At 42.0% G+C, this 26,604-nt stretch carries 19 protein-coding genes; 13 read left to right on the top strand and 6 right to left on the bottom strand.

From position 1 onward, the window contains the following. Positions 1-35 precede the first annotated feature (35 nt). The 8 genes from EC840_RS17765 (at position 36) to EC840_RS17730 (ending at position 8,809) form a co-directional block, all read left to right on the top strand. Positions 36-719: a molecular chaperone gene (locus EC840_RS17765; RefSeq protein ID WP_113876268.1), complete on the top strand. Its 684-nt coding sequence runs from the start codon at positions 36-38 to the stop codon at positions 717-719. Positions 720-754: 35 nt separating this feature from the next. Beyond that, complete coding sequence (locus tag EC840_RS17760; protein WP_132966401.1) at positions 755-3,259, top strand: fimbria/pilus outer membrane usher protein; 2,505 nt, start codon at positions 755-757, stop codon at positions 3,257-3,259. Between the two features lie 12 nt (positions 3,260-3,271). Next, entirely contained in the window at positions 3,272-3,808 is a 537-nt protein-coding gene (locus tag EC840_RS17755; RefSeq protein WP_113876266.1) for a fimbrial protein, read from the top strand. Continuing rightward, the gene (locus EC840_RS17750; RefSeq protein ID WP_113876265.1) at positions 3,801-4,319 is read left to right on the top strand and encodes a fimbrial protein; all 519 of its coding nucleotides are present in this window, start codon (positions 3,801-3,803) and stop codon (positions 4,317-4,319) included. Before EC840_RS17755 ends, EC840_RS17750 begins: the two co-directional genes overlap by 8 nt. Next, positions 4,312-4,977, top strand: coding sequence for a fimbria/pilus periplasmic chaperone (locus tag EC840_RS17745; protein ID WP_165929047.1), 666 nt, complete (start codon positions 4,312-4,314; stop codon positions 4,975-4,977). The genes EC840_RS17750 and EC840_RS17745 overlap by 8 nt, the downstream gene beginning before the upstream one ends. A gap of 15 nt (positions 4,978-4,992) precedes the next feature. Further along, on the top strand, positions 4,993-6,075 hold the full coding sequence (locus EC840_RS17740) for a fimbrial protein (RefSeq protein ID WP_132966397.1): 1,083 nt from the start codon (positions 4,993-4,995) through the stop codon (positions 6,073-6,075). A gap of 932 nt (positions 6,076-7,007) precedes the next feature. Continuing rightward, positions 7,008-7,622, top strand: coding sequence for a helix-turn-helix transcriptional regulator (locus tag EC840_RS17735; RefSeq protein ID WP_132966395.1), 615 nt, complete (start codon positions 7,008-7,010; stop codon positions 7,620-7,622). 584 nt (positions 7,623-8,206) lie between these two features. Continuing rightward, positions 8,207-8,809 (top strand): LuxR C-terminal-related transcriptional regulator, encoded by a 603-nt coding sequence (locus EC840_RS17730; RefSeq protein WP_132966393.1) that lies wholly within the window; start codon positions 8,207-8,209, stop codon positions 8,807-8,809. 441 nt (positions 8,810-9,250) lie between these two features. Here the strand turns inward: EC840_RS17730 and EC840_RS17725 are convergent, their stop codons facing one another. Next, a complete protein-coding gene (locus EC840_RS17725) occupies positions 9,251-9,499 on the bottom strand; it encodes a biofilm development regulator YmgB/AriR family protein (protein ID WP_159281389.1) in 249 nt (82 codons plus the stop codon). A 747-nt stretch (positions 9,500-10,246) separates the two neighbouring features. On the opposite strand from EC840_RS17725, the gene vgrG reads away from it, so the two are divergent. The 4 genes from vgrG to EC840_RS17710 all read left to right on the top strand — a co-directional run bounded on the left by vgrG (position 10,247) and on the right by EC840_RS17710 (position 14,502). Then, positions 10,247-12,751, top strand: a complete 2,505-nt coding sequence (gene vgrG / locus EC840_RS17720; protein WP_132966391.1) for a type VI secretion system Vgr family protein — start codon at positions 10,247-10,249, stop codon at positions 12,749-12,751. Between the two features lie 66 nt (positions 12,752-12,817). After that, complete coding sequence (locus EC840_RS25295) at positions 12,818-13,000, top strand: hypothetical protein (protein WP_165929046.1); 183 nt, start codon at positions 12,818-12,820, stop codon at positions 12,998-13,000. Positions 13,001-13,049: 49 nt separating this feature from the next. Then, a protein-coding gene (locus tag EC840_RS17715) for an IS3 family transposase (RefSeq protein WP_132966389.1) occupies positions 13,050-14,170 on the top strand; the annotation gives its coding sequence in 2 pieces (ribosomal slippage) (positions 13,050-13,308 and positions 13,308-14,170; 1,122 coding nt in all). Then, the gene (locus tag EC840_RS17710; protein ID WP_132966387.1) at positions 14,167-14,502 is read left to right on the top strand and encodes a glycosyltransferase; all 336 of its coding nucleotides are present in this window, start codon (positions 14,167-14,169) and stop codon (positions 14,500-14,502) included. Before EC840_RS17715 ends, EC840_RS17710 begins: the two co-directional genes overlap by 4 nt. Positions 14,503-14,513: 11 nt before the next feature. Here EC840_RS17710 and EC840_RS17705 read toward each other — a convergent pair. Beyond that, positions 14,514-15,625 (bottom strand): IS3 family transposase gene (locus EC840_RS17705; protein ID WP_132966385.1). Its coding sequence is split into 2 segments (ribosomal slippage): positions 14,514-15,364 and positions 15,364-15,625, totalling 1,113 coding nucleotides; the frame shifts between segments, so codons are not numbered across the junction. A gap of 52 nt (positions 15,626-15,677) precedes the next feature. Between EC840_RS17705 and EC840_RS17700 the strand changes: the two genes are divergently transcribed. Further along, entirely contained in the window at positions 15,678-16,124 is a 447-nt protein-coding gene (locus tag EC840_RS17700; protein ID WP_132966383.1) for a hypothetical protein, read from the top strand. A gap of 315 nt (positions 16,125-16,439) precedes the next feature. On the opposite strand, the gene EC840_RS17695 is transcribed toward EC840_RS17700, so the two are convergent. The 4 genes from EC840_RS17695 to EC840_RS17680 all read right to left on the bottom strand — a co-directional run bounded on the left by EC840_RS17695 (position 16,440) and on the right by EC840_RS17680 (position 26,567). After that, a complete protein-coding gene (locus EC840_RS17695) occupies positions 16,440-21,974 on the bottom strand; it encodes a DEAD/DEAH box helicase (protein ID WP_132966381.1) in 5,535 nt (1,844 codons plus the stop codon). A 12-nt stretch (positions 21,975-21,986) separates the two neighbouring features. Beyond that, entirely contained in the window at positions 21,987-22,808 is an 822-nt protein-coding gene (locus EC840_RS17690) for a hypothetical protein (RefSeq protein WP_243701085.1), read from the bottom strand. Positions 22,809-23,040: 232 nt separating this feature from the next. Then, positions 23,041-24,906, bottom strand: coding sequence for a hypothetical protein (locus EC840_RS17685; protein ID WP_132966377.1), 1,866 nt, complete (start codon positions 24,904-24,906; stop codon positions 23,041-23,043). Between the two features lie 11 nt (positions 24,907-24,917). Next, positions 24,918-26,567, bottom strand: a complete 1,650-nt coding sequence (locus EC840_RS17680; RefSeq protein ID WP_132966375.1) for a hypothetical protein — start codon at positions 26,565-26,567, stop codon at positions 24,918-24,920. Positions 26,568-26,604: the final 37 nt, after the last annotated feature.

The raw sequence follows: 26,604 nt of genomic DNA, 5'->3' as shown, positions 1-26,604 counted from the left end.
ACCAGCTAATAATTTAATAATCCCAGGGGAAAACCTTGAAATTTAATTTATTAATTTTACTCATTTTAACTTTTATTATTCCCTCTGCTTTCGCCGAAGGGGTCTCGTTAGGGGCTACTCGTTTAATATACCCGGCAGATAAAAGTCAAACTGCGATAAAAATATTTAATAACGATAAGAAAAATAATTTCCTCGTCCAATCCTGGGTTACCGATAAGCAGGGAAATAAAGTCGATGACTTTATCGTAACTCCACCACTATTTGTGTTAAATGCAAATACTGACAGCGTATTACGTATTGTTTATGCTGGTGATAAAAATAAATTACCCAATGACAGAGAGGAACTTTTTTATTTCAATGCTAAAGTGATCCCATCTTTAAGTAAAGAGGAACAAGAGCTTAATAACTCGCTATTGGTTTCAATTACAACAAAAATAAAATTATTCATAAGGCCAAATGATTTGAATAGCGAAGCGAGCGATGCTGCAAAAACGCTCGCTTGTCAGCTCAACGGTAAAACATTACAAATTAAAAACACATCACCATACTACGTAAATATGGTCAATGTTAGCATCAATAACAAAGAGGTTTCTAAGGCGGAAACCATTGCCCCATTTGGCAATGTAAGCATTGCTATAAAATCATCAGGATCAGAAATAAAATATAGTTTCATCAACGATTATGGAGTGCAAGTCAATAATAATACTTGCAAGTTATAGTCTTAATTTTAAAAAATAAACGATTGGATCTAGAAATGTATTCCTTAAGATTTATTACATTTGCTTTGCTTTTTGTACGCATAGCTCAGGTACATGCTGAGGATTATTTCAATCCATTGTTCTTAGGTAGTGATGTAGCTTCTCTGCATGATTTATCATTTATATCTAAAAATAATAACGTTACACCTGGCGTTTATTATTTTGATGTTTATGTAGGCGACAAATTCATCAAGAACAGTAAAATTCGTTTTGTCGAAGTGAATTCGAAGGAAAAAAAAGTTGAACCGTGCTTCACATCTGAGTTAGTTGACCTTATGCCAATTAACGATAGTCTAAAAAAGAAATTGCGAGCTATTGGAGATAATAGTAAATGCATAGACTTACAAAAAAATGTTAGTGGCTCATCGTATCAGGTCGAGATGTCGAAGCTGCTTCTGAGAATATCTATACCTCAAATATATCTTGATGCCACACGCTCTAGCCTGGCTGATGTAAGAGACTGGGATGATGGTATTCCCGTATTTATTAGTAATTATGACTTTACCGGGAGTAACTCAAAAAACACAAATAACTCCAATTTTTCATCGTCTTATTTTAGCTTTAATAATAAGCTGAACTACGGAGCATGGCGTTTTAATGGTAATATCTACTGGAATCAGAGTCATTACGGTGTAAGTCATCACAATGAAAAAAAGATAAATAACGTCTTTGCGAGCAGAGCTATTCAGGGGCTTAAAAGCAATCTAATCATAGGTCAAAATTCATTAGGATCTAATTTATTTGATTCACTTACCTATACTGGTGTTACACTGGCTACATCTGAAGAAATGCGTCCGGAAAGTGAAAGAGGGTATTCACCTCCGATTAAAGGTATAGCAGATAGCCGCTCTAAGTTAACAATTAGACAAAATGGTGTAATTGTATACCAAACTTATGTTGATGCAGGCCCCTACGATATTAAGGATTTGAACCCGGTAGGTAGCAGTGGTGATTATCAGGTAGAACTCATTGCTGCAGACGGTACTGTTAAAAATTTTATAATTCCCTACTCTACATTGCCTAATTTGTTAAAAACGGGACTATATAATTATTCTGCTACAGCAGGCGAACTTGATCTCCAGGCTGCCAGGAAAGCATCATTTTTTCAAGGTTCTGCTTCATTTGGCTTGCCGCATGAAACTACAATTTATGGTGGCACTCAGTTATCAGGAAATTATCGATCCTTAGGACTCGGTTTAGCAAAAGATTTAGGTGGGATTGGTGCGCTATCATTTGATGCCATCAATTCGTATTACACTGAGGATGCGCATGACAAAGAAGTTGGACAATCCTATAGAGTGTTGTACTCAAAGTCTTTCCAGGATATTGGAACAAATATACAGATAACCGGCTATAGATATTCAACATCTAATTATTACTCACTTAATGAAGCGGTTCAAAAAAATAACAACCAGTATATTGACCCGCTTACTGGAGAGTCAGTGAACTATAATTATTCCGGTGCAAGGAAAGCTTCATATCAGTGGAATATATCCCAAAATCTAAACAATTTTGGGCAGTTATCTCTATGGGGTAATACTACGGAATATTGGAACGGCGGTACATCGAAAAACATTCAAGCAGGTTGGAATAAAACCTTTAACAAACTCAATAACATGATGCTGTCCTTAAGTTTTAATAAATATGAGTACAATAAAACAAAAAATAATTTGTTTTTTGTATCTTTTACCATACCCCTTTCCGGTCGCGGGCGGAACAACATTGCATATATTTCCAATAGCTATACTTATAACAAACAGGATGGGACATACAATAATAATACAAGCTTGTATGGTACTGCGTTAGACAATAGAATGGATTATAATATAAATCAAAGTATTAACAGAGAACATGATAACAATACAACATATCTTTCCGCTAATTATAGGTCTGATTATGCGAGATTTAAATCAGGTTTAACATTCTCCCCTGTAACAAAACAAGCAGATTACGGAGTTAGCGGTTCTATTTTAGCACATGAAAATGGTATTGTTTTCTCTCAACAAGCGAATGACACTGCGATCCTGGTTGAAGCTGCTGGTGCTAGCGGAGCAAGAATTAACCGGGCAGGAGAAAACATTACTATAGATAAGCATGGGTATGCTCTTATCCCCTATGCATCGCCATATCATTATAATGATGTTGAATTGGATCCTTTAACATTTGGTGATGACTTTGATGTAGAAGGCAGAGTTATCAAAGTGGCGCCAACGCGAGGCGCTGTCTCGAAAGTAGTTTTTGATGTTAAAAGAGGCTATAACTTCTTAGTTTCGGTTAAATATAAAAACAAACCTATACGATTTGGAACAATCGTGAGCGAAGAAGGAAATAACTCATTCGCTATTGCCAATGATGATGGAACAGTATATCTGACTGGAGTCAGTAACAATGCCACATATAAAGTAAAATGGGATGATGAGGACACTTGTCAATTTGTAATACATTATGACGAGAATTTTAAATCCAGAACAATAAATAGAACTCAGGTCGAATGTCATTGAGGAGAATGTGCATTGAAACTTAAATTTTTCCAGTATATGTTCTTGTTTGTTCTGATCAACGCTATACACCTACGCAGTTACGCTGCTGATGTGATGGTGAGTATCAATGGCGCCTTGAGAGATCAAAATTGTAATGTAAATAGTGAAGACCTCACCAAGAATGTTGTTTTTTCTGACTTGAATACATCTGCCTTCAAAGCGCCAGGGAATGTGAGTAATAAGGAAGAGATAGACATTGGTTTAGACTGCCTGGGTACTTCGAGCAACATTTCTTACCAATTTACAGGTGAGGCCAATGAACTGGATCCGACGTTGCTAAAGATTAAGGGCCAGCCAGATATGTCGGAACCTCTTGCGCAAGGGCTTGCTATTGAAATATTAGATGACAAAGGTAACCGAATTCCTTTGAATACCAAGTTAGCCCTGGGTTCACCTGTAACGACCGAAAAATATAATTTAAAATTCTTCTTGCAATACAGAGCGGTCGCAGTCCCTGTTGCAGCTGGTGACGCGTCATCAGTACTTTTCCTGGATATGTATTATGATTAAACAATTTTTAATTTGTCTGGGTTTTATTTTTACCTGTTTTCCAGGTAGTGCTGAGCAGATAACTATAAATATCAGTGCAAAGTTGAGCTCATCAACTTGCTCTCTTTCTTCCGGGAGCGATAACTCCGTTGTTAACATGACGACTGGACTCTTAAATGGTAAGAATTTAGGAGTCCCTTTTGGTCTCACACCATTTAATATAATAATTGAAAATTGTCCTTTAGAAATTAACACAGTCAACGTGAGATTTACTGGAGCTAGCGATGAGAAAATGCCTAATTTGCTTCAGATTAATTCTGGTGCAGAGGGTGAAGCAAATGGTGTAGCCATTGGATTATATGACATGAATATAACTAACCTGGACATCAGGAATAATTTTAGTAGCTTTAATTTAACTCATTCATCGGATATTAATAAACTAAGTTTCTACGCTGCCTATGTTAAAACATCTGGCGAAATGTCTCCCGGAAAAGTCACGGGCGTCACATCATTTGAAATCTCCTATGACTAGAATAGTTTTTATCTTAATATTGTCTCTGATTATATTGAGTGCGGACTCTCTGGCAGGTGTTTCTGTCGTCGGAACCCGTTTTATAATTACTCAAAATACCAAAAGTTTGCCTATAAAAATCATCAATGACAATGAAAATGATTATTTAGTCAAAACCAATATTTCTGGAAACGATGAAGGTCGCTTTGTCGTAACCCCTCCTTTATTTTTACTTGCTAAGAACACATCTAATATACAGATGCTGATCCCAGATAAAATAGAAAATATTAAAGCCGACCAACTATATTCACTGACTATTGCATTTATACCCAACTCAAAGAAAATGAAGGATTTCAGTACAATATCATTGGCACTGAGGTCACATTTTAATTTGATATACAGACATGATAATCTCTCAAAGTTTGATCCTAGGTTCCTTGCCTTGGTAAAAGAAGGTAATGACATTTTTTGGTTAAGCAATCATTCCAATTTCGTTTTGACTATTAATATAAAAGAGTCGAGCACTGAGAAAACAGGCAGTAGAATAACTTTAATTCCTGAAGGGAAAGTCAATGTAAGTAAATTTTGCAAATTGAAGAAATGTAATTTTTGGGTTTTTGTAGTCGACGATGATGACTCAATACTTAAAAAAATACATATGAATAATTTTAATAGTTGATTATAAGGATGAATCATGAACAAAAGCACTTACTTGTTCCCTTTTTTTATAGTATTAACCTTAATTTGTTTTCCTAAAGAAGGTCTTGCTGTAGTTGAGTCTTATTACTCGAGGAATTATACTTCTGGGGACATTGTTATTAATAATGCTGCGGATAGCATGGCATTTGCTACTGTCTTAGCTGGTTCGGGGATAGGCAGGCAGGTAAAAATATGTTCGAACAATACAATTAATTATAGCCTTAGAAGGGTTGATTACGTTCCAGTTGCAAGCTATTTAGGTCAGACTTATTCAAGTGCAGGTTCTAGTGTTATGTATTTGTTTGATACTGGCGCACCGGGGTTTGCACTAATTCCCTTTTATAATGTGTCATCTAATGCAGCGATGATAACTTACGGACAAACAGTCAGAACTACTGTCTGGAGTGGTAATTATGATAATGGTGCACGCGTTTATAATGGAATACCTACTACTTATGGTTCGTATATTTGGAAAGGTTCAGACCGCCCTAATGATGGCTATACCTTAATTCCGGGGCAAGAAATGTTCCGTTTCGAATGTTACGATGAAACAAATACCCTCCAGGAAATTATTCATATTAGTACAGGTAGCGCAAATGTAAGAGCTTCAATTAGAACTTGTACCCCAAATGTCGTGACAGCTTCTGTTGACATGGGGGCTGTGGCCATGTCTTCTTTACTCAATTCGGCTGCATCACAATTAATAAATACTCAGCAGGTAACATTCTCGCTTGTTTGCGATCCAAGCATCGCACTGTATTACTCAGTTTCAGATTTAAATAATCCTGCTAATCGAAGCACTATCACCTCCTTAACCTCTGATTCAACAGCTTCGGGTATAGGTTTCACATTAACGAATTCTTCCGGAACCCAGCTTTCTTTCGGTCCTGATGGCTCAGCAAAAGATATCCCCGGCCAGACTAAGTATTTTATTGGCAACAGCGGCGGTGTTGTGGGTTCTGACAAAAACCTTCCGATGACACTTACTTTAGGATTTAGTTACGTCCGTGATACATCAAAAGACTTAAAGAGTGGTACTGCAAAATCATTGATAGGCATTACTTATTCCTATCAATAACCTAGCAACATTATGTATCGATTCTCTGCAAATACGGTAAAAAGAGCCTGAGCGCGTGGTTGTCAGCATCCCAGCCACTTCTGTCCACTGCTGCCCAATGCTGATCCTTTCCCACACATATTCCCAGGCATTCGCGGGTGTAAGGTTTTATAACTGTCAACAGGCGCAGTCGTCGCCTGTCAAACAACGCATAAAAACAAAATCCATGCCCCGGATGGGGTTTGGATATAAACCCTGAGGCTTCGGTGGCCGCAGCCGGGCAGAAAACGCAGTGATGTCTGGTTATTAATACGCTAATTTTATTGAAGCTTGCACAGTGATAACTACTACATCATGGAATATCTCAGCTCGCTCTGATTTCATGAATATAATGTTTCTTTGAGTCTAAATGAACACGAGCCTTTTCCCGGAGAATATAAAAAACCATGTCCAATTACATCCAACTACTTTAAGTGTACAAAAATTCATTAATTTACATATCTTATTCCTCACATCAAGATAAATAACGCCAACATAAACATTAATTTACACGATAATGAAATATTATTACATTGATTTTAAATTTATGACTAACAATGCGTTAATAATATAAATACGTGCGGAGTTCTGTAAGGCAGGCAGGGCTCAGTAATCTTAAAGATTTATAAATCGTTATCAATAGTGGATTAAGTTTTTATCTTTGATGTTGTTAGACTGCTGTTTAGTTAAACAGTGTCATGATAAACATCACTCACTACTATCCTGTCAGGAACAGTAATATAAAATTCTGAGATAGAAATACTTAGCATTCCCTTTTGGCGTTCATTAATGATATGGGAAATATTCTATATGCATGATGGTTAAAGTGTTTTTTTTAATTACAATATGCATTTTAGCCATGCTGCGGATATTTTATTTTATATCAAGATTAAATTCAATAACTAGGTCTGATTATGTTTGTAATTGGGAGTTGTTTATTTTCTATTCATTGTGAAGATCGTTTTTTTAAAATAGGATTACAAGAAATCTTTAAGGACATATGTTCATCAGTTAAATTGCCTGTTAATAATGGCATTCCATTCGAATTAGAGCTCGCTGACTATTTTGTCGTTGACATCATAGTTCTGTCTTCTAAGGCTATATATGAGAAAATACCTGAACAAATTCTTAAGAAAAAAAAGAATCACGCTGCAATAATATTTTGTTCTGACTCAATGACACACATACTCACCGGTATTACAGGATACGATCTCGTTTCGTGTATTCCGATGGATGTCAAACTGGAGAAGTTAGCTCAGAGTTTTTGTGTGCTAGTGTTTGGCACGGAAGGAGCAAAAAAATCTTTGTTTACAAAGACGGGTTTGGCCCCCTTGACCTGTAATGAAATGCGTGTGTCTTCACTATTGAGTAAAGGACTAAATCAACATGATATTAGTCAATTTACAGGCATTAACCCAAAGACTGTGAGTTTACATTTAAGATCAGCCATGACCAAATTTAAAGTTAAGACTTTGTTAGAGTACAGAGTAAAGCTTTCACATATCGATACTCTCGATGGCTTTAATTGAGTTAGTCACCATGATTTATATCAGGAATCTAACAACGCGAAATGGAAGATGTCAGTGAACTCTATACTTAATTGTCTTTTTGCATATCTTATTCCGCCCACCGTGGGGTGAGTAACGTCTTCACTTCAACCATGATGAAACGTCCACAACGGGGCATTCTTTGGAATGAATTGATTATTCATTTTAAATTATCAAGGCGTTTAAAATGTTAATTTCTATCAATGTGATTGTATCTATCGTTGCTAGCAATTAGTGATTTATGATTATGATTAATCACTTATGTTATTATTTCTTGCAGCATGTGAAAAATCCTAGTTTATATCGCTTCAATCCTAATTGGGCACAACGTGCAGTATGAATATTCCTATTTTTTTTGGTTTGTTAATTTAAAGAGAAGCCACTATTTCGTTTTCGATATTAGGATTATGCTCATTATGTCATTTCTCCTTACAGCTTTGACGAGTTGCTTTAGTTAGTTCCTGTTGGTAAAAAGGATAACGATCTTTAAGTTTTTTTATTAGCGATTGCTTAAGATATTCAATTGCAATTCGCTAGAGCTGTTGCTATTAATATGGACTTTGAATATGTTGTCATATGGAAATTCACTTTTTTCTATTTACTGCAAGGATTATTACTTTAAGGTTGGCTTGCAAAAACTTTTAGATGATATATATCATTCTCATGTAGTAAATGTAAGGCTCATTAATCGACATGAGTCAAGATATAACGATTATTTTCAAGCTGATATTGTCGTCTTATCTTCCAGGAGCATATTTGAAAAGTTACCTGAACGTAGCCCTTCGCTTGATAGAGGAGGAGCAGTGATCGTTTTCTGTACTTTTTCAATGTCAGAAGTTGTGAGAGGCATAAGAGGGTATGAAAATGCACTTTTTATTGCCCCTGACACAGGGTTAGATCAGATTTTAAACATCTTTAAAATGGTTATGTTTGGTTCGCCTTTAATTAGGAATAATCTTTTTGTAAGAACTGAAAATTTAGCCTTAACAAATAAGGAACGTAAAGTCTCTGATCTGCTCAGGAAAGGTCTAAGCCATAATGAGATAAGTACAATAACGGGCATAACACCTAAAACAGTTAGCTCTCATTTAAGGTCAGCTATGCAGAAATACAAAGTAAGCACTTTACTGGAATACAGAATTAAGCTCATTCACATGCAACAATTCTAGAACTTAAATTTCGGTCAGACACTTGTAATCAATAAGTTCATCCCGGTTCAGGAAATTTACTAACTCACTATTTATTATAGTGTTTTAGATTCCCTGGTATTGGCCACTTGGCTTACTCATACATTGTACGGAACAATGTATGAGTTTTTTTCACACTTTTTAAATTGCATGTAGCGAAGTATGATAGTTGGGCTAATAAATTTACGAAGGAGCAACGGTATATTCATAAACTCGAGCCCCACCCTACTAAATGGCGCACTCATCATTTTAATATAGAATCTTCAGTATACAATGACAGAGGTATATAATAGAATACCTTATTAATATCAGCATAAATATTGAATGCTTAATGTAGTCTTGAAAATTTTTTTACTCAGTGGATTTAGTAACTTTCTCGTCCGGTATTTTTTCTCTTATACATTGAAAATTATGCCTGCTTAGCTAGTCGTTATCTCGAGTTTCATGCATCTGTTCAAGTATATTGCGATAAATATCGGCCTTTGTTACGTCCTTCTCCATTTCAAGCTTTTTAACCAGGCCTCGAATGATGTCCTTTCGGCTGACCGATTTATGCGTTGAGGTAAGTTCGGCAAAAAGTTGCAAATATGTCTTCCTTTCACCCAGTGTGCCTTCGCTCATAGCTTTAAAGTAGTCATCAATCTGATTGGATGTGCTTTTCTTCTGTGTCATGCTATTTCTCCATTTAAGTCTCAAATCTTTAAGAGACTGCCGCAACTTTTTTCTGAGAGGTTCCATCTCAAGGCTGCTGACCTCTTAGCAACTTTTCTTAGCACCTGTAATTTTAATAATAATATTTTAGTGGGAGAGATCAATATGGTAATTCCTAAAATTTTCACACTGTAATGGTCTAATCATTCTGGACACTTTGTTAAAGATATAATGAGTAACTCAACCAAGGTGAGATTAGCTCCGGGGCTCTATAGTGATCCATTGTTCTTTATTCAGCTGATGAGAAAAATCTGGTTTAGTGAATACGTGAACATTCAATTAATAAGCAAGCATCTAATCACTCGGATTTTTCACTAAAGAAAAATCCGAGTGATTATCGAAAATAGTCCTAATAAATCTCCACACCCTCCCTCATTAATAATTTCGTTACATTTTTCCGTGACCTAGTTTGCTTTAGTGCATCACTGACTTATGCTACTTTCTCATTTCGGGAACGGAAGATTTAAGGCAATGGTGCGCTTTAAGTATTCTGTTGATGCAGAAAACTTAAACTCATTGATATATTCACACCATCAATTCTTCATTGTTGGATTATGAGCATCAATTATAATCGCCTTCCACTGCTGCACTATGGATTGATAAGCAGGAAGAGCTTTAGGTAGTCATTGCTGTTTACATAACGTGATTGCCCGTTATTTGGTTTCAGTTTTGGTATTCACGCCCATGAGCGTTAAAAGGACTTAAACGATGAGTATCCAAGATTACATTCTTGCCGGCAGCAAATTACCGATCCACAACCATTACCAGTTAAGACTTAAACGGCTGGAATCTCAGCAGCCGGGCGTTGATATTTCGGTGCTCAAGTTCAGCGGCAGCGAGGCCATCAGCGATATTCTTCGCTATGAGATTGAGTTCACCAGCGCGGTGAAAGACATTCCCGCCCAGCATATCATCAATTATTCCGCGCTGTTCCTGATGTATCCCGACGGCAAGCCGTGGGAGTCCGTTAAACCGCGCATCATCCCCGGTGTCATCACGCAGTTCCGCCAGTGCAGCACTTCTGCCGATGAAACCCGCTACGTCGCCACGCTGGAACACCGCGTCACCCGGTTAAATCAGGGCAGCAATAACGCGATTTACCAGAACGACAGCATCATCAGCATGACCGAGAATACCTTCCTGCGTTACAACATGGACCGGCTGGATTTTCGGTTTGCGCTCAATGATCAGTATCCGCTGAAAAAATTCATGATGCAGTTCGGCGAAAGTGAGTACGCCCACATAGCGCGACGCCTGGCCGACAGCGGCATCTCGTACTTCTTCGAATATGACGAAGAGAACAACTGCGACGTAATGGTGCTGGCCGACCATTCTTACGCCTGGCCGGAGCCGGTGGCTATTCCGTTTCGCAACCCGGCGGGCATGTTCGACGGTGGCCTGGAATCGGTCTGGGACATGTCGGTTAGCCGTAAATCTATCCCGAAATCTGTCACGGTTAACGACGATTACTACCCAGCCGCGCAAAGTGCTATGACTGGCACGACCGCCACCAATCCGGATTACCCCGCGCTGGTTGCCGAAGATTACCGCTGGGGTGAGTACTATCCTGAACCGGGCAAAGAATACAGCAGCGAGCCCGGACAGGGCATGTGGTACGCCAAACGCCGTCAGGAACGTTACCTTAGTGAGCAAATCACCTTTGAGGGAAAATCCAACTGCATGACGCTGCGTCCGGGGATGGTCATCACCACGCCCGGCAAAGACTGGCCTGAAGCGCCGGACGGCCTCCTGATTGTCTCCACGAACTCTAAAAACGTCGCCCGCGACACGGCGTATTTCGTCACCTTCACCGCGGTTCCGCGTAATACCCAGCATCCGTATCGCCCTGCCTTGCTGCCGTGGCCGACCGTCACCGGCACGCTGCCTGCCCGTATCTCCAGCGCACATCCGGACGAACCTTACGCCCACATCAACGCCGACGGTTTATACCGTGCGCAGTTTGGCTTCGATCGCACCGAATGGCAGAAAGGCTTCGAGAGCTGCTGGCTGCGTCTGGCCAAACCATATTCCGGTGATACCTGCGGCTTCCACATGCCGCTGCTGGATTCCACCGGCGTGGCGATTGCCTTCGAAAATGGCGACGTTGACCGGCCTTATATCGCCTATGCGCTGCATGATTCAACGCACCCGGATCATGTGGCGTTACCGAACTACAAGCGGAACGTCATCCGCACTCCTTCTGGAAATAAGTTAAGACTTGATGATTCACGAGGCAAAGAACACATCAAGCTTTCCACACCGGCCAGCGGCAAAAGCCAGCTTAACCTGGGGGCGCTGGTCGATAACAAGCGCAAAGACCGCGGTCACGGCGCCGAGCTGCGCACCGACGACTGGGTAGCCATTCGCGGCGGCAAGGGTGTGTTTATTTCCGCCGACGTGCAGGCTTCCGCCGGAGGTCAGCAACTGGACATGCAACAGGCCAAAGCACTTCTTTCCAGTGCGATGGTGGAAATGCAGAGCCTGTCGGCCAGTGCGCAACAGGCGCAGGCATTAGCGGCGGATATCGACCGGCAACAGACGTTGTTACAGCAGAAACTCGACAAACTTCAGCAAGCCGTTTTGCTTTTAAGCGCACCAAAAGGCGTCGGTATTGTCAGCGGGGACAGTATGCAATTGTACGCGGAAGACAGCCTGACGCTGACCGCCGGTAAGCAGGTGGATATCGGCGCGACGAAGAAATTCACCGTCGCCGCCGGTGACCAAATCAGCCTCTACAGCCGTCAGGGAACCAAAATGTTTGCCGCCAAAGGCGACATTGACGTTCAGGCGCAGGGCGGGAAATTCACCACCTGGTCAACGGACGATACGCATATTGCCAGTGGGAAAAAAATGACGGTGACAGCACAGGACGAGCTGGTTCTGATCTGCGGCGGAGCCTACATCAAACTGAAAGGCGGTAACGTTGAAATTGGCGGACCGGGGAAACTGCTGGTTAAAAATGGTGGCATCGTCAAGCAGGGCTCGGCCAGCATGCAGAGTGCGATGAAATCGTTCGAGCCGGAGAGCTTTGACGAGAAATTTATTGTCAGTCATTCACTTACCGGAGATCCCATCAGCAATGTTCCTTATCGGATCACTATGCCAGATGGAAAAACCATCGAAGGCATCACGTCAGCTACTGGTGAAACGGAATTAACCCAATCTGAAATAGTTGACGATATGATTTTGTCTGTTTTCCCTAAGGGAAAATGACTGATCCATAGGTATTAACACCGACTGTTTGAATCGGGATGCGGAAATTATAAATGGAACTTGATTATGAGTGATCAAAAGAAAAGTGAAGGCACTGTACTTGGGTTGAAAATTGTCATGATCATTGCCGTGGTCATCTTTGTGATATGGCTCCTGTGGAACATTGTGATTTCAATGATCCCGACAGTCGGCGGCAGTTTTGGCGCTGGTTTCCCCAGCGGTTCCGGTGACCTGCTCCCAGTTGATTAGTACACCCCGATGTTAGTAATGTCTTCATAAGCCACATGAGGACATCCCCATGAAGAAGCGTTTTTCCGACCAACAGATCATCAGTATTCTCCGCGAGGCTGAAGCCGGGGTATCCGCCCGTGAACTCTGCCGCAAGCACGCCATTTCCGATGCCACGTTTTACACCTGGCGTAAGAAGTATGGCGGTATGGAGGTGCCTGAGGTTAAGCGCCTGAAGTCGCTTGAGGAAGAGAACGCCAGACTCAAGAAGCTGCTTGCCGAAGCCATGCTGGATAAAGAGGCGCTTCAGGTGGCTCTTGGGCGAAAGTACTGACGACAGACCAGAAGCGGGAAGCCGTGATGTTGATATGTGATGCGACCGGTCTGTCGCAACGTCGTGCCTGCAGGCTCACAGGTTTATCTCTGTCGACCTGCCGCTATGAGGCTCAGCACCCGGCTGCAGATGCGCATTTATCAGGGCGCATCACTGAGCTGGCACTGGAGCGCAGGCGTTTTGGCTACCGTCGCATCTGGCAGTTGCTGCGCCGTGAAGGGCTACATGTTAATCATAAGCGCGTGTACAGGCTTTATCACCTCAGTGGCCTGGGCGTAAAACGCAGAAGACGTCGTAAAGGGCTGGCAACAGAACGTCTGCCGCTGCTCCGTCCGGCGGCACCCAATCTGACCTGGTCGATGGATTTCGTCATGGACGCATTGGCCACCGGTCGCAGGATCAAGTGCCTTACCTTCGTAGACGACTTCACGAAGGAATGCCTGACGGTCACTGTTGCCTTTGGGATTTCAGGCGTGCAGGTCACGCGTATTCTGGACAGCATTGCGCTGTTTCGCGGCTATCCGGCGACGATAAGAACGGATCAGGGCCCGGAATTTACCTGCCGCGCACTCGATCAATGGGCCTTTGAGCATGGCGTGGAGCTGCGACTTATCCAGCCCGGCAAGCCGACACAGAACGGATTTATTGAGAGTTTTAACGGACGCTTTCGCGATGAATGCCTGAATGAACACTGGTTCAGTGACGTCAGTCATGCCAGGAAAACCATCAGTGAATGGCGTCAGGATTATAATGAGTACCGCCCGCACTCCGCGCTGAATTATCAGGCGCCGTCTGAATTTGCGGCGGCCTGGAGAAAGGGTAATTCTGATAGTGAAGGATCCGACATTACTAAGTGAGCGTTGTATCTAATCCTGGGGGCAGGTCAGCTGCGATAGCGATTCATCGTGGCGAATGGGTGATTTTTCTTGATGCAGATGATGACGTCAAAGACGGCTTCATTTACACCCGCTGGCAAATGGCGAAAAAAGCTCAAGCTGATGTGGTTATCTGCAATGCCTGGTCTACTGGCACTGGTACAACCAAAACAGCTGCTCATGCTCAACAGCCTTATAAACAATGCTTGTCTGGCCAAGACTGGATCAGACACTGCGTCACTCGCCGTGAATGGCCGCATTACCTATGGTTGCAGCTCATCAGATCGTCTTATATCAGGCAACACGCTCTGTAAGTATCCCAGCTTTAGTTCCACACACTTTTTGAGATTTCCGGTTTCTCAGCCATCAGCCGGTATTCTTCCGGTGTCAGGTTATTCAGGGATTCATGGGGCCGCTCACTGTTGTATTCATTCAGCCAGTGCTCTGTGATTTCCCGTGCTTCGTTCAGCGTTCTGAACAGGTAAAAATCCAGTATTTCTGTCCGGTACGTCCTGTTAAACCTCTCAATAAACGCGTTCTGTGTCGGCTTACCCGGCTTGATAAATTCCAGCATCACGCCATGGTCCTCAGCCCATTGTGCCAGAGCCAGTGATATCAGCTCCGGGCCGTTATCCATCCGCATCTTCAGCGGATATCCACGGTTTGCCACTATCCTGTCCAGCACCCGCACAACCCGCTGCGCCGGGATATTCAGGTCAATTTCTATGGCCAGAGCCTCACGGTTAAAATCATCCACGACGTTGAAAGTCCGAAAACGTCGGCCACATGTCAGCGCGTCGTGCATAAAATCAATCGACCAGCTCTGGTTGAGTGCTTCCGGCGTTGCCAGCGGAGCCGGATTGCGCACCGGAAGACGTTGTTTCCCCTTGCGGCGAAAATTGAGTTTCAGCAGGCAGTAAATCCGGTGAACACGCTTATGATTCCAGGCGTTACCCTGCCTGCGAAGTACCTGAAAAAGCTTCTTAAATCCGTATCGCGGATAGCGTTCTGCCAGTTCAGTCAGCGCCAGGATCACCGGTTCGTCACGCCGGGTATCGGGCTGATAAAAATACACCGTCCTGCTCAGCGATACTGTCCTGCATGCCTGGCGGATGCTCATGGAAAATTGTGCAGTCAGATAGCTGACAAGCTCCCGCTTTATCGCTGGTTTTAGAGCTTTTTTTCAATAACGTCCTTCAGCGCCCGGCATTCCAGACTCAGATCGGCAAACATCTGCTTAAGACGACGATTCTCGTCCTCAAGATCTTTGATTTTTTTGATATCAGCGGCTTCCATCCCGCCATATTTCGCCTTCCAGTTGTAGTAGCTGGCTTCGGAAATAGCGGCTTCGCGGCACACATCTTTGACGGTGCGCCCGGCTTCGACAGACTTCAGAACGGCGATGATCTGGTGCTCGGTGAATCGGATCTTACGCATAGCGATCTCCACAGGTGACATAATCAGTATGTCGGAAGATCTCTAAAAGTGAATGGTTCGGTTAAGCGGGATACTTACAGCTCTATCTTTCCAATCTGCTAAAAGTCACAAAGACATTCTCTGGACCATTAATCTGGCACTGGAAAATGGACGTTTCTATTTCTCGGATATCAAGGACTACACCTATATCTACAACACAGAGTCCATCACCCATCGGGGCGATTACTACGATATACGGGCAGCCAGTTACGTAGAGGTGATCGCCGAGATTATTCGTCTTGCGGGTCAGCCGAAAAATCAAGATATCAGGCTCCCTTTGTTAAGGCATGCGCTGGTTGAAACACGGCATTTCTTGGGATTGTATAGGAATAATGTTCAGGATAAATCTGCCCTGAAAACCAACTTCAGAGCGAATATAGCGTTTAAAAGTTTATTCAGAGGTATCAATAGCTTCAGCGATGCATTTTTCTTTATCAAATTAGTGAGTAAGCTTTTATAAAGCGTAACATCGTTGCTGCGGATCGGCATCTACACTCAATACCTTCAGAATCGTCATGTGTAGTGGTGATCAGTGAACGGACCCATTTATAAAAACCATGCGACGACATGCCTTAGCCTTCTGAAACGTTGGCAATATAATAGCCCAGCTCAATAATCTGGTGGACAGCATCTTCCTTAAATCTTGGGGTAATACTTGGTGTGCCCATAGACAGTTACTATGTTCTAAAATTTAGGCCAGATTTGCCTACGGACACATGACACTCCAAAGACGAAAATGAGGTGTCTTTAATTTTAAAGACACCTCGACAATTATCTATCGTAAGAGACTCCTGACTTTCTGATGAGCCTCAGGAAGATTTGAGCGAAGCAGATACTCATTTAGTGCAAGCCGCGCATCGACATTGGTAGCATCATAAACTGCATGTTGAAATTCAGGTCGACCTATTAATCCAGGATAACAACCGAGAGCAATAGAGCGGCCATTTAATTCAACTTTTAAAGGTGAATCCTTTACGTTCCCTTCAGTACAGAGGAAACCATCTAGTTCCAAGCTAGCTCGCAGTTGTGACATTTTATTAACTTGCATCATAGGCGCAGAACAACATGGTTCTTCACCGTAAACTGCATAACGAAGTAAAGATGCCCCTAATTTTCTGTCTAATCGGCTTTGGATATGTTGGTTATTGAAATGATTGAGACATTCAGTGCATGAATTATCGCACTTGCATCCCTCTAGTAATTTAAGAGTCGCTTCGAGAATTTCATTAAGGTGAGTTGCTGCTAACTCAGCATAGCCGGCACCACCTGACAATGTATCATAGAGGAAAAGATCCAGAGTCTGAATCTCACCCGCGGCAGCAGGCAGGATTCTAAAACCGGAACCAAATTCAGATGGATCCAGATCTAGCTGCTTATGGCGGCTTGCTGCAAGTCGGAGTGCTTCAGCAATTGAATATAATGCATCTTCAAGCATCCGCAACACTACGACATTTGAAGTGTCAGTTACAAGTGGGGATGCAACAGTTAATCTTAAAAGAAGTAAATCAGTTCGGAAGTCATGCCCAAGAAGAACTTGCTTGAACTCACCAGAACATTTACGAGGAGTGCTACCAGTTCCGATAAATTTATAAGGTCTTTCATGAGGGCCGGAAACTGGAGAATATGAATCAAAAACAGCGGCCGCACCACACTCAGTGCATACGGAGAAACCACTAGAATCTCCTTCATTTTTACCACGGTTCACAGTTACTAGCTTTTGATCCACGGCATGAGTAAAAAGAGCATGAATGCCACAACTATTAAATTTAAAATCTTCAGGATCAACAGGCTGTGGATATTGAGCTACGGTAGCATAGGTAATTTCTTGTTCTCGGTCATCCTCATTAAGTTCCTTGGCATTTTCAGGCCCAAAGACTTCAGGTTGAATCATTAACTCTTCCTTAAGCCCCCCCTCACATATAGGACATACTTTATTATCTTTCTGAGATTTATGTGGGTCACGTACGAAAGAACATTTCTCGCAATGGACAAACTTTTTGGGATTATCGAAAAGGGCTCTAGCCCTGTTAATTTCCCCATTATGTGAATTTGCAAAAACACCACCAGAGCGGTAGGTCTTTTTATCAATTACAATCAATCGGCCTGGAGCATATTCGCTAAGTGCCTGAGAAATTGACTGCTGCGGCCTCTGCACTGTACGTATATCCCAATTACCTCTGGAATTCCTCTCTACTTTTTCAACCAAAAAACTACAAAGACTGGTCGGAAATGCGTAACTTGGCAGTAAGCCATGATAAAAAAGAAATTCAAGAAGCTCTTCCTGTTCGAATATTGTTCCAACGACCTTGTCTTCACCCTCATTATTGCCTTTGTGCTCTTCACCATCGGTTAGTGGTAAGGGAACATTTTCAGCAAGCTTGTGGAGCGTAGTTAAAAACTCTTTAGATATATTAGCGAGCCATTCTCCAAGAGCAATGTTACCAGTTTCAATAGATGGGGGAAGCCAAGCCTCAATACTAATTCGCAAATCACCATCATTTGCAAGTACACGATTCGTTACCCATTCATCGAAACAATCAATATTGAGACTTGTATCTATAGCCCCATGGAAAAACTCTCGTGTAGTTCCCAGTGCTTTTTCTAAAATGGAAGTATTTTGGCCTGCGTTATTTGAATCTTTCTCCATTAATTCATGAAAGAAGGTTTGGACTAAGTAGGAATGCACGTGTCTTTTCGCAATTTTAGGGTTGTCCACCTTCACCTCAGGAGTTCTTGGAGGGCCCGCAACAATATGTTCAGGATTAAGAAAATAGTAACTATCATGAGGACCAGTTTGAGAATATGTAACTACAGTTGAGACCGAAGCACCGCGTCGACCTGCCCGGCCTGCTCGTTGTTGATAGTTTTCTCTCTGCGGCGGCACGTTCCTTAGCGCCACCGCAACTAACGAACCAATATCGACTCCAACCTCCATTGTTGTAGTACAACTGAGCACATCGATTGGCCTATCGTTATCTTCGATAAGCACATCCTGAAATCTAAGCTCATAGAGTTCTGTAGTTGCATGAACGCTTGCACGATCTCTATGTGACAATTGAGCAGTATGTTCCTCGACACTAAGATTTGAAAGTCTAGAATTAGGTCTCAATGCCTCTTTTACTGGCAAACGCCAAAATCCCTTTCGAGCATTAATATAATCACTTTCAGATGGTTCCAAGGTCTTAATATTAACACTTCCGCAGGTGAGACAAATAGAATCATCTAAAGCAAATGGCATAAGAGAAGTGCATTCATTGCACTGTTTCCAAATGTGCAAAAGATCTATTTTTAAATGAAGAGAGTTAGGAGATAGATACCACAACCCATCTTTTTCCGATGCTAATTGATCACGGAATACCTCTTCCAAAATCTCGAGAGTAAATACCCCTATATTTGGAAGCTGCATGAGAGCTTTCCTACTTCTTTGCCCAAACAGTCCTTTACTACCCCAAATAGGTTTGAAATAGCTAGCAGCTTTACTACGCAGTGTTTGATCAAAAGATGCGTCATAAGCAAACTCACCAAGCAATGTATCAATCCATGCAACTGCAAGGGCATGAAGGCTATTATCATTTATATTAATACCTTTCTCTTGAACAGCTCGTCTTAATTTTTTTATTTTCGACTGTGCTGGTTCAACGAAACCTATAGTTGTTCCCGATAGAGAGTAATAGTTGCTACATAATAGCTTAAGTAAAGCAATTTTATACCTAGAGGGTGTCTCAGGGGGATTGAAATCATCATCAAACGCTTGTTCAAGATCACTTTCACAATCACGCTCAAATTCAATACGAGCCGCAGCAATCTTCTTCGCATCCTCTCCATCAAAAATCTCCAGATCATGCTTAGAAAGAACTGACAGGAAAGCAAGATAAAGGTTTGGCGTTGGTCGTGGCTCGCAAGAGATACTTGTCAATTCTGAGCAAGCAAGTGCAATTGATTGACGAAATAAATCCAATTCTATATCTCTTGGAATATCGCGAGCTAACCGTGCAGCTTTTTGTCGACCATCTGAGAAAATGAGGACCTTTCTTCCACCATTAGGATGCTTAGCATCTTCCGGTCGGCTCGGTGGCTGACGTGATATTTGAGCCCGAACTAAAGTTGTGAAAGGTGCCTCACCCTTTGTAATATGATTCATGATTTTGGAAGGTTCATCCTGCGCGTTTTTAGTTCTGCGCAAACAAATTGGGCATTCCTCAAATGTCCTTTCTGTGGCTGAGGTAGGCTTATCAGGAATAAAGACCTTACGATACCCGGAGCCACTTTGTGGACATAGTTTGGAAAGGCGGCCTGTAGAAATATGTAGCCACATATCTTGATAGCTACTAAGTGGGTGAGGGTTACCTTCAACCAAAATTTCTATAGGTATGAGATCAACTTCACTACCCTCAGATTCAGATAATGGACCATTCGGTTGGTGCCAGACAAAATCTATTTTTTCACTTACATAACCACGAATGAAGGCTGCACCACAGTCCCGGTGGGTTAACAACTCATAAACTCTTCCTTTTGAGGTACATGTACAGTTGTCTAATAAACTAGTATAAAGCCTTCCAAGAATTGTCGGCCCAGGATGATTTCCTAACCTTTGATCGCACTCAGGATCTACGCATGCGTAGAGTCCCGGTAAGCCGCGGTGAAAAAGATGCATACGCGTTGGGATAAGAACTCGGTTATCAGACTCTCTCCGTGCGTAGCACCCTAACGCAAGTAATGAGTCAGTTGCTCGTGCTGCAATCTCTTGCGAACAATCCGGAAAAATTTCTTCGCTCAGTGTGTCTAATCTCACAGCACGGCCAGAGACTTTTTTTATGAGTAATTCAAGCGGACCGAAACCAGAAAGATTTTCAAAAATCCAATTGCTTAAGGATACATGATCTTTAAACATTGGCTTTTTCCAACCGAGGCTTACAGCAAGGGCACTTATGGCAGCTATAGCAGGTTCTAATTCATTAGCGACATTCTGAAATGAGACAAGATCGAAAGTTGCTAATGCCTTTGCCTCGTTATGAGTTACAACGCGGATGAGGGGACGGGATTCATGCGTGCCTTGGATCACTTTGATTTTTCTAGACGAGGTTTCAGACAATCCTGTTAAATCTCGGGCAAAGCGTTCACCATCATCAATTGCGGTTGGACCAGAGCCAAGACTAGCACTGGTCAGGATGCAACGCATGCGTTCCCGAGGGATATCTAAACGTGCACAAAGACGTCGGATAAGAAGTGCCACCTCAGCCCCCCCAGATCCTCTATACATATGCGCTTCGTCGAGCACAAGCACAAGCTCGTTTCGTGAATCAGCCTTAAGCCAATCCCTTGTCTGCTCGAAAATGCTACGCTCAATGGGCCGCATCAACATATACTCAAGCATTGAGTAGTTAGTTATGAGCAGTTCGGGGCAACGTTGTTGCATCTCATGCCGAGTCATTAACTCGCGATCCCCGCATTGAGTAACTAGCCTCCCAGCCCAATTCTTAGCAACGTAATGTTTTCCAACTTTTTTTCCAGAAGCATACGTTTTAGTCTGAACAGAACTTTGCCCATAAAAAGCATTTAGGTCTTTACTTGGCCAGCGGCCGATGCGTTCAAGCTCCGTTCTGACCGGTGTATTATCTGAAAGCTTATTATAGAACTCTTCAAAAAGTGGCTTAATAAAAAGGTCATCCCTTTCTGAACTACGCTGGCCAGGGTAAGGTGTTCTTCCTGTATATCCTCCAAAACGAACTGGTAGCTTTCTTCCCTTCATAATTGCTTTCGAAGCTTCAGAATCACCAAAGAGGCGACGAACACGAGCTAGTTGATCATTTACCAAAGCGTTCATTGGATATAACAGTATTGCCCTGCAACCGGGAAGGGAAGCTGATTCGGCCCTCTCCGCACCTTCAATTGCCAATTTACCAATAATTGGCATAAGAAAACTCTCGGTCTTACCAGAACCAGTACCTGTTGCAATGACCAGATCTGCCGCCTCATCTCCGAGAAAAGATTCTAGTGCCTGTGACTGGTGCTCGTAAGGCAGTGGATAAAGTCCAATACTCATTTCTGATACTTTAGTTAATATCGCACGAGCTGGCTCAGGAATGGACAGATTAGTATACGAAGTTCCCGTCTTATAAACTGGAGTAGCTTCTATATAAGGAGATTGTGCAATAGTCGCATCATATTTTAATAATGCATGGCGTTCATTGATCAGACCCACATCACGAATGTGATACTGTGCTTCAATATATTGTCTTAGACTCTCGGCTAGACTTCTTGCAGTTTCGTGTATTCCTGCAACCTCAGATTTTTTCGAAAAATTAGTCATAATCTATTTCTCTCACTCCAAGTACTTCGTCCAAATAATTCCAAGCTCATCAAATACTTTAAGTACTATAGATAAGCATTCCTCGGGAAAAATATGATGCGTAACTCCTGGATGTTCACCTTCAAGGCCTGGGGCGCGCCACCCTAAAAGAAGTACTTTCGACTCTCTTTTTGGTAATCGTCGAATCAATCTTATTTTAACAACTCCCTGAGAGATGTTGACTTTCACTTTTAAAGGACAATTGGCTTTCGTATCCAGGTAGAAACGAAGTCGCCTTGCATCATCAGAATTCTCAATTGTACTTAGTTTACGTAGCTGTCCGGCCGAGAACTCACCTAAAAAATATGAAAAGCCCGTTCCAATTAATGTTCTACATAATAGAATCCCTTTTTCATTGGAGGGGAGTTCTGTAACATTAAGCCACCTACTACGTAAATAAGCCACAACCTCTCCAACATCATTAGGCGCATCAATAAATTTTGAGGTGATTTTAGCCAATAACCGCGCAGACCAAGCTTCAATTCCTTCTCCTGGAGAACCGATCCATTCCTTTACATCCCATAGTTCAGCCCAGCTTTCGCACGCGGATTGCTCAATTAAACGGATCCTTCCGCAGGCTTCAACCTCACTATTTTGAGAAAGCGATTCTATCGGGCCTCCACCCAAAAGTATCGCCATCCTGTCATCAATACGTACTGCATGCGCTGGTGCCACTAGCCACCTTCCCCCTTCTAATCGCACCATATCGCCCAGTTCAGCCAAACTATCCAGTATGGACATAACCCCGGGGTGCACATCATCGCCAATTCCTATAATTTCAGACCACAGCGGCACTAACTTTCGCCTTACCAGACTGGTTAGCTGGATGGAAGCTATAGGCTGCCAATCCTCGCCAGTCCAGTGTGCAAGGTACTGATATAGCGCACTCCGTAGGCATTCTGACACAACTGATATTCGCAGACCTTCACCAGAAAATCTGCAATTTAAGGCGACGGAGACTACGTTCAAAGCTTCTTCGCGCGACACTGCCCGTAATTCCATTTATCAACCTCAAGCTGTAATTAAGTCACTGTGCATTTAGCTCACGAGCCGCGATATGAGCGATCTCTTCAGTAGGGCCACCTTTAACTCTTGCCCAAGGAAGAGCTAAACTCATCATGATAGAATGAACGTCATAACTATAATTCCCGCCAGGCATATTCATAAGTGTGGTGTAAAAGCGATTGCTCATCCGCCACCATAAATTACCACCATCAAAACCAGCCTCATCTAGCAAATCCTTAAGATTTTCAATAGATATATCGATATTATCTGATTCTAATCCTTCAATTTCAGACCATTTATCTTTTGCAAGTTTACCGAAATTAATCAAAGGAAGCTTAGCTGAACTCCCTCGTATCTTTAGGCTATCAGTGTCAATCACTGGTCCTAATTCAGCAAGCATGCCACCACCTGGAAAAACAGCGGGTCCTTGCTTCCAAGTTGCAATCAACGCAAGATGATCGTATTTAGTTGCAAAAAACTGACGTTGAACGACCATATCCCGAATTGCGGTCCCATAAACCTCAAATGCTGATAGGTTAGCGCCCTTTAATATCAAGCAATTGGATGATTCAGCGTTGGAGTTTATGAAATCTAAAGAAGCTTCATCAGATATAAGTCCTACGGGAACCCGCCATTCATGGTAAACAGGGGCCCCAACAGCAGATACAATTGCCTCAGCTACGATATCAGCAAGAGAACCAGAGAATTGAATTATTTGCCCTGAAATAAATGCAGCTAAAGTTAATCGAGCCACGCTAAAAGAAGAACTCTTTGAGAGGCCAACAGCCTGAAGATTGGAAGAGATAATATTAAATGCAACGTCTTGAGAAAGTATATTAATATATGGGACATTTAATTCATTTTGGTAGAATCTAGCTCGATGCATTACCATTGCATCTGGATTACTTCTAGCTATATTTCCTTCGAGAGCAGTGAGTTTTTCCTCGAATCTATTTAAAATTTCCGCTTCGATAAAACCTGATCTACCATTCACTAACACATCAATTTCACTGAGTGCCACCCGTAATTCAGAGACTTCGTTCACTACTGTATTCAATATGTTTTCACGTGAAGAAAACCCTTCCATATCCAAGATAAAACCATCCACCTTAGACATAATAGAATTAATAGCGTCACTGTTTTTTTTCTTTAAATAACTAATATCCTGATTAACTTGAATTAGCTCGTTAAGAAATTTCTCTTCAATATCAATAGAACGAGAAAATTCTGCAGTTACTGTAAGGAGATGACTTATCTCTCCCTGAGATGATTCTAAACCTTCAGCAATTAAATTCACTGTATGCTCAAGTTTTTTAAAACCACTATCTCTATCATTAGCTGCTATTTCAACTAGCTCAATACGTTCCTCAAACTTTCCTAATCGTATTGGAAATTCATCGATTACCTTGTCGCGGGCCAGAACAGTGGCAGAACGAAAATTCCCAAAAGTTTCTATGATATCAGGATTGTCAGCAAAACCACTAAAAGTAAATAGACGCTCAATGTCTTCTCGTGCTACATCTGGGAAAGAATCTGAGAGTTCTCTAATAAAAACAGGGCCAGATACACTAGCTGCTTCAGAATTAGCAACTGATGGGAATAATTTATCAATATGAGTTCGAGCCCAAGCCTCCCAAAGAAAGGAAAAACCCTTCCATACCTTTCCTTCTTCGATAGTAGCATGCTTACGAAACATGAAACCTATTAATCGCCTCTGTTTCTCTTTAAGTTCTGCTTGAGTGCCCTGCCTAAATCCATGAATCCGTGGCATATTCTTGTAGACGATACGACGTAAATCCAAAGGCACTTCATCGATGAACTCAATTACTGAAGCTTGTCCTAGATTAAAGATCCTTTCCTTTGCTTCTTGGCTGTAATGGTAACTCATGAGAAAACACCTTATCTCAAGTTTTTAATTTCAAAGCCGTTGGTAATGACTTCGTTTACCAATGATCGGTAATGAGGTATTAAATATGGTTCTAACTTTACATTCTCCAATGCCCGCACCAGTGTAATATCGTTAGCACGTATGACATCAGGAACAGCGAGACGAAATTGGAAAATAAAATTTATTAATCTTAAGCGTAGCGATGGAGAAAGGTGTTGATAATTTTCATTAGATGAAAATGAATGAGAAGCAGCAGAAAGGCAAATCCTTCCTAGCCCACCAAAATCTATATCAACGTAGTATGCAGGATCTACCAAAAAAAACTGCAATTTGGATATCGCATTGGTATGCAACAATCGCATACTCTTATCATGCGGTGCCACATCATCGCTCGAAAATAACTTAATTTCACTGCTAAGAAATTCGCCCTCAGTTCTAAGTACCCCTTCTCCCCCAGGAGGCATAGAAAGGTACTCCAATTTACACCCAAGCTCTCTGGCTTGAGTAACAACGTCGATACAGCGGCGTTGATGCAACGAAATAATTTCTTGCTCCCCGTCTTGTTTAGCAAAAACTAACTCTACAGAGGGAAACTTGGTAAAAGAGTCAGCATGAGAAGTAAAAGCCAGAAATATTTTTATATTATGCTCACTGGCACTAGACACCTTAACTATTTCACTACAATCAGGTTTAAGAGTAAATAATGCAGGGGATTCATTTCCCCCCACGGCAGAGAGGGTTGAAGCGGCACTTTGTGCGAGGATTATTGGCCCACCCTCTTGTGTAACAATAGGAACCTTATTTGCAGCTAGAAGCACTATGTCAGAATGATCACATTCGAACTCATTACCATTCGTGTTCCGAGTTGATAGCGGCCAAATAGTTGTTATAGAAGGTCTAGATGGAACAACAGGAAGCCGAGTGAAACGTAATAGCCAAGCGGCGCACTTAGACGATGGGTTTTCAGGAATGGTAATGATGGCTAAATTCCACCCATTCTTACCAACTAATTCTTCAACTAATAATTCATCGGGAAAATCTGGTTGTGCAGGCTGATGCCAAAGAAAGACAAACATTTCTCCACATCTTAGTTGCTGCACAATAGGAAATCCCCTTGGTGCCCCGCTTGCCACAAAGGAAAAAACAGCGGCTCCTATCGAAGGGAGACCTGGGCATACCCGCTCTACCTCAGCAATGAACGCAGGATCAGGGGTACCGGCAAATGATACAATCCGATAAGGGCTCAGTGACAATTCAGCACCGATTTGGCGATGCTTTATCATGCTACGCATATCAAGGGTTTGGTGCCGGCCACCAACATCTAGGGTTATTTGGGCTCGACAAAAATTACAAGTTGGTAAAGCTAATTCTAACGACCAATTCCAACCCGTAAAATCGTTTGAGACAACTAGACGCAACTCCATCCACCTTTTCACCAAGAGATTCACTTTCCCCTTGACAGGCAAAGTAAGATGGCTGGGAACGAAATTATCACATTCTGGCGTACCATGACCTGGCAAATGTGCAAAATATGGTTTTTTTACCTTACCTCTACGAAGACTAACTGCTTTTCTACAAACAGGACATTTGTATGGAGCATATTTAGAAGCACGGACTGCCAATTCTAATTGGTCAGTTACTTTGTTAAGTGCATACTCCAATCAAGCCCCCATATAAGATAATATTTAGATTAACCAA

Origin of the sequence: Rahnella sp. JUb53, assembly GCF_004346065.1 — a bacterium.
Taxonomy (GTDB): domain Bacteria; phylum Pseudomonadota; class Gammaproteobacteria; order Enterobacterales; family Enterobacteriaceae; genus Rahnella; species Rahnella variigena.
The sequence above is the reverse complement of the archived record's forward strand: the minus strand, read 5'-3'. Positions and strand labels throughout refer to the sequence as shown.

Coding starts and splice junctions, on each gene's coding strand:
- EC840_RS17760 (WP_132966401.1), top strand. CDS start 755: ATGTATTCCTTAAGATTTATTACATTTGCTTTGCTTTTTGTACGCATA.
- EC840_RS17750 (WP_113876265.1), top strand. CDS start 3,801: ATGATTAAACAATTTTTAATTTGTCTGGGTTTTATTTTTACCTGTTTT.
- EC840_RS17745 (WP_165929047.1), top strand. CDS start 4,312: ATGACTAGAATAGTTTTTATCTTAATATTGTCTCTGATTATATTGAGT.
- EC840_RS17740 (WP_132966397.1), top strand. CDS start 4,993: ATGAACAAAAGCACTTACTTGTTCCCTTTTTTTATAGTATTAACCTTA.
- EC840_RS17735 (WP_132966395.1), top strand. CDS start 7,008: ATGTTTGTAATTGGGAGTTGTTTATTTTCTATTCATTGTGAAGATCGT.
- EC840_RS17730 (WP_132966393.1), top strand. CDS start 8,207: ATGTTGTCATATGGAAATTCACTTTTTTCTATTTACTGCAAGGATTAT.
- EC840_RS17725 (WP_159281389.1), bottom strand. CDS start 9,499: ATGACACAGAAGAAAAGCACATCCAATCAGATTGATGACTACTTTAAA.
- vgrG (WP_132966391.1), top strand. CDS start 10,247: ATGAGTATCCAAGATTACATTCTTGCCGGCAGCAAATTACCGATCCAC.
- EC840_RS25295 (WP_165929046.1), top strand. CDS start 12,818: ATGAGTGATCAAAAGAAAAGTGAAGGCACTGTACTTGGGTTGAAAATT.
- EC840_RS17700 (WP_132966383.1), top strand. CDS start 15,678: ATGGTTCGGTTAAGCGGGATACTTACAGCTCTATCTTTCCAATCTGCT.
- EC840_RS17695 (WP_132966381.1), bottom strand. CDS start 21,974: ATGACTAATTTTTCGAAAAAATCTGAGGTTGCAGGAATACACGAAACT.
- EC840_RS17685 (WP_132966377.1), bottom strand. CDS start 24,906: ATGAGTTACCATTACAGCCAAGAAGCAAAGGAAAGGATCTTTAATCTA.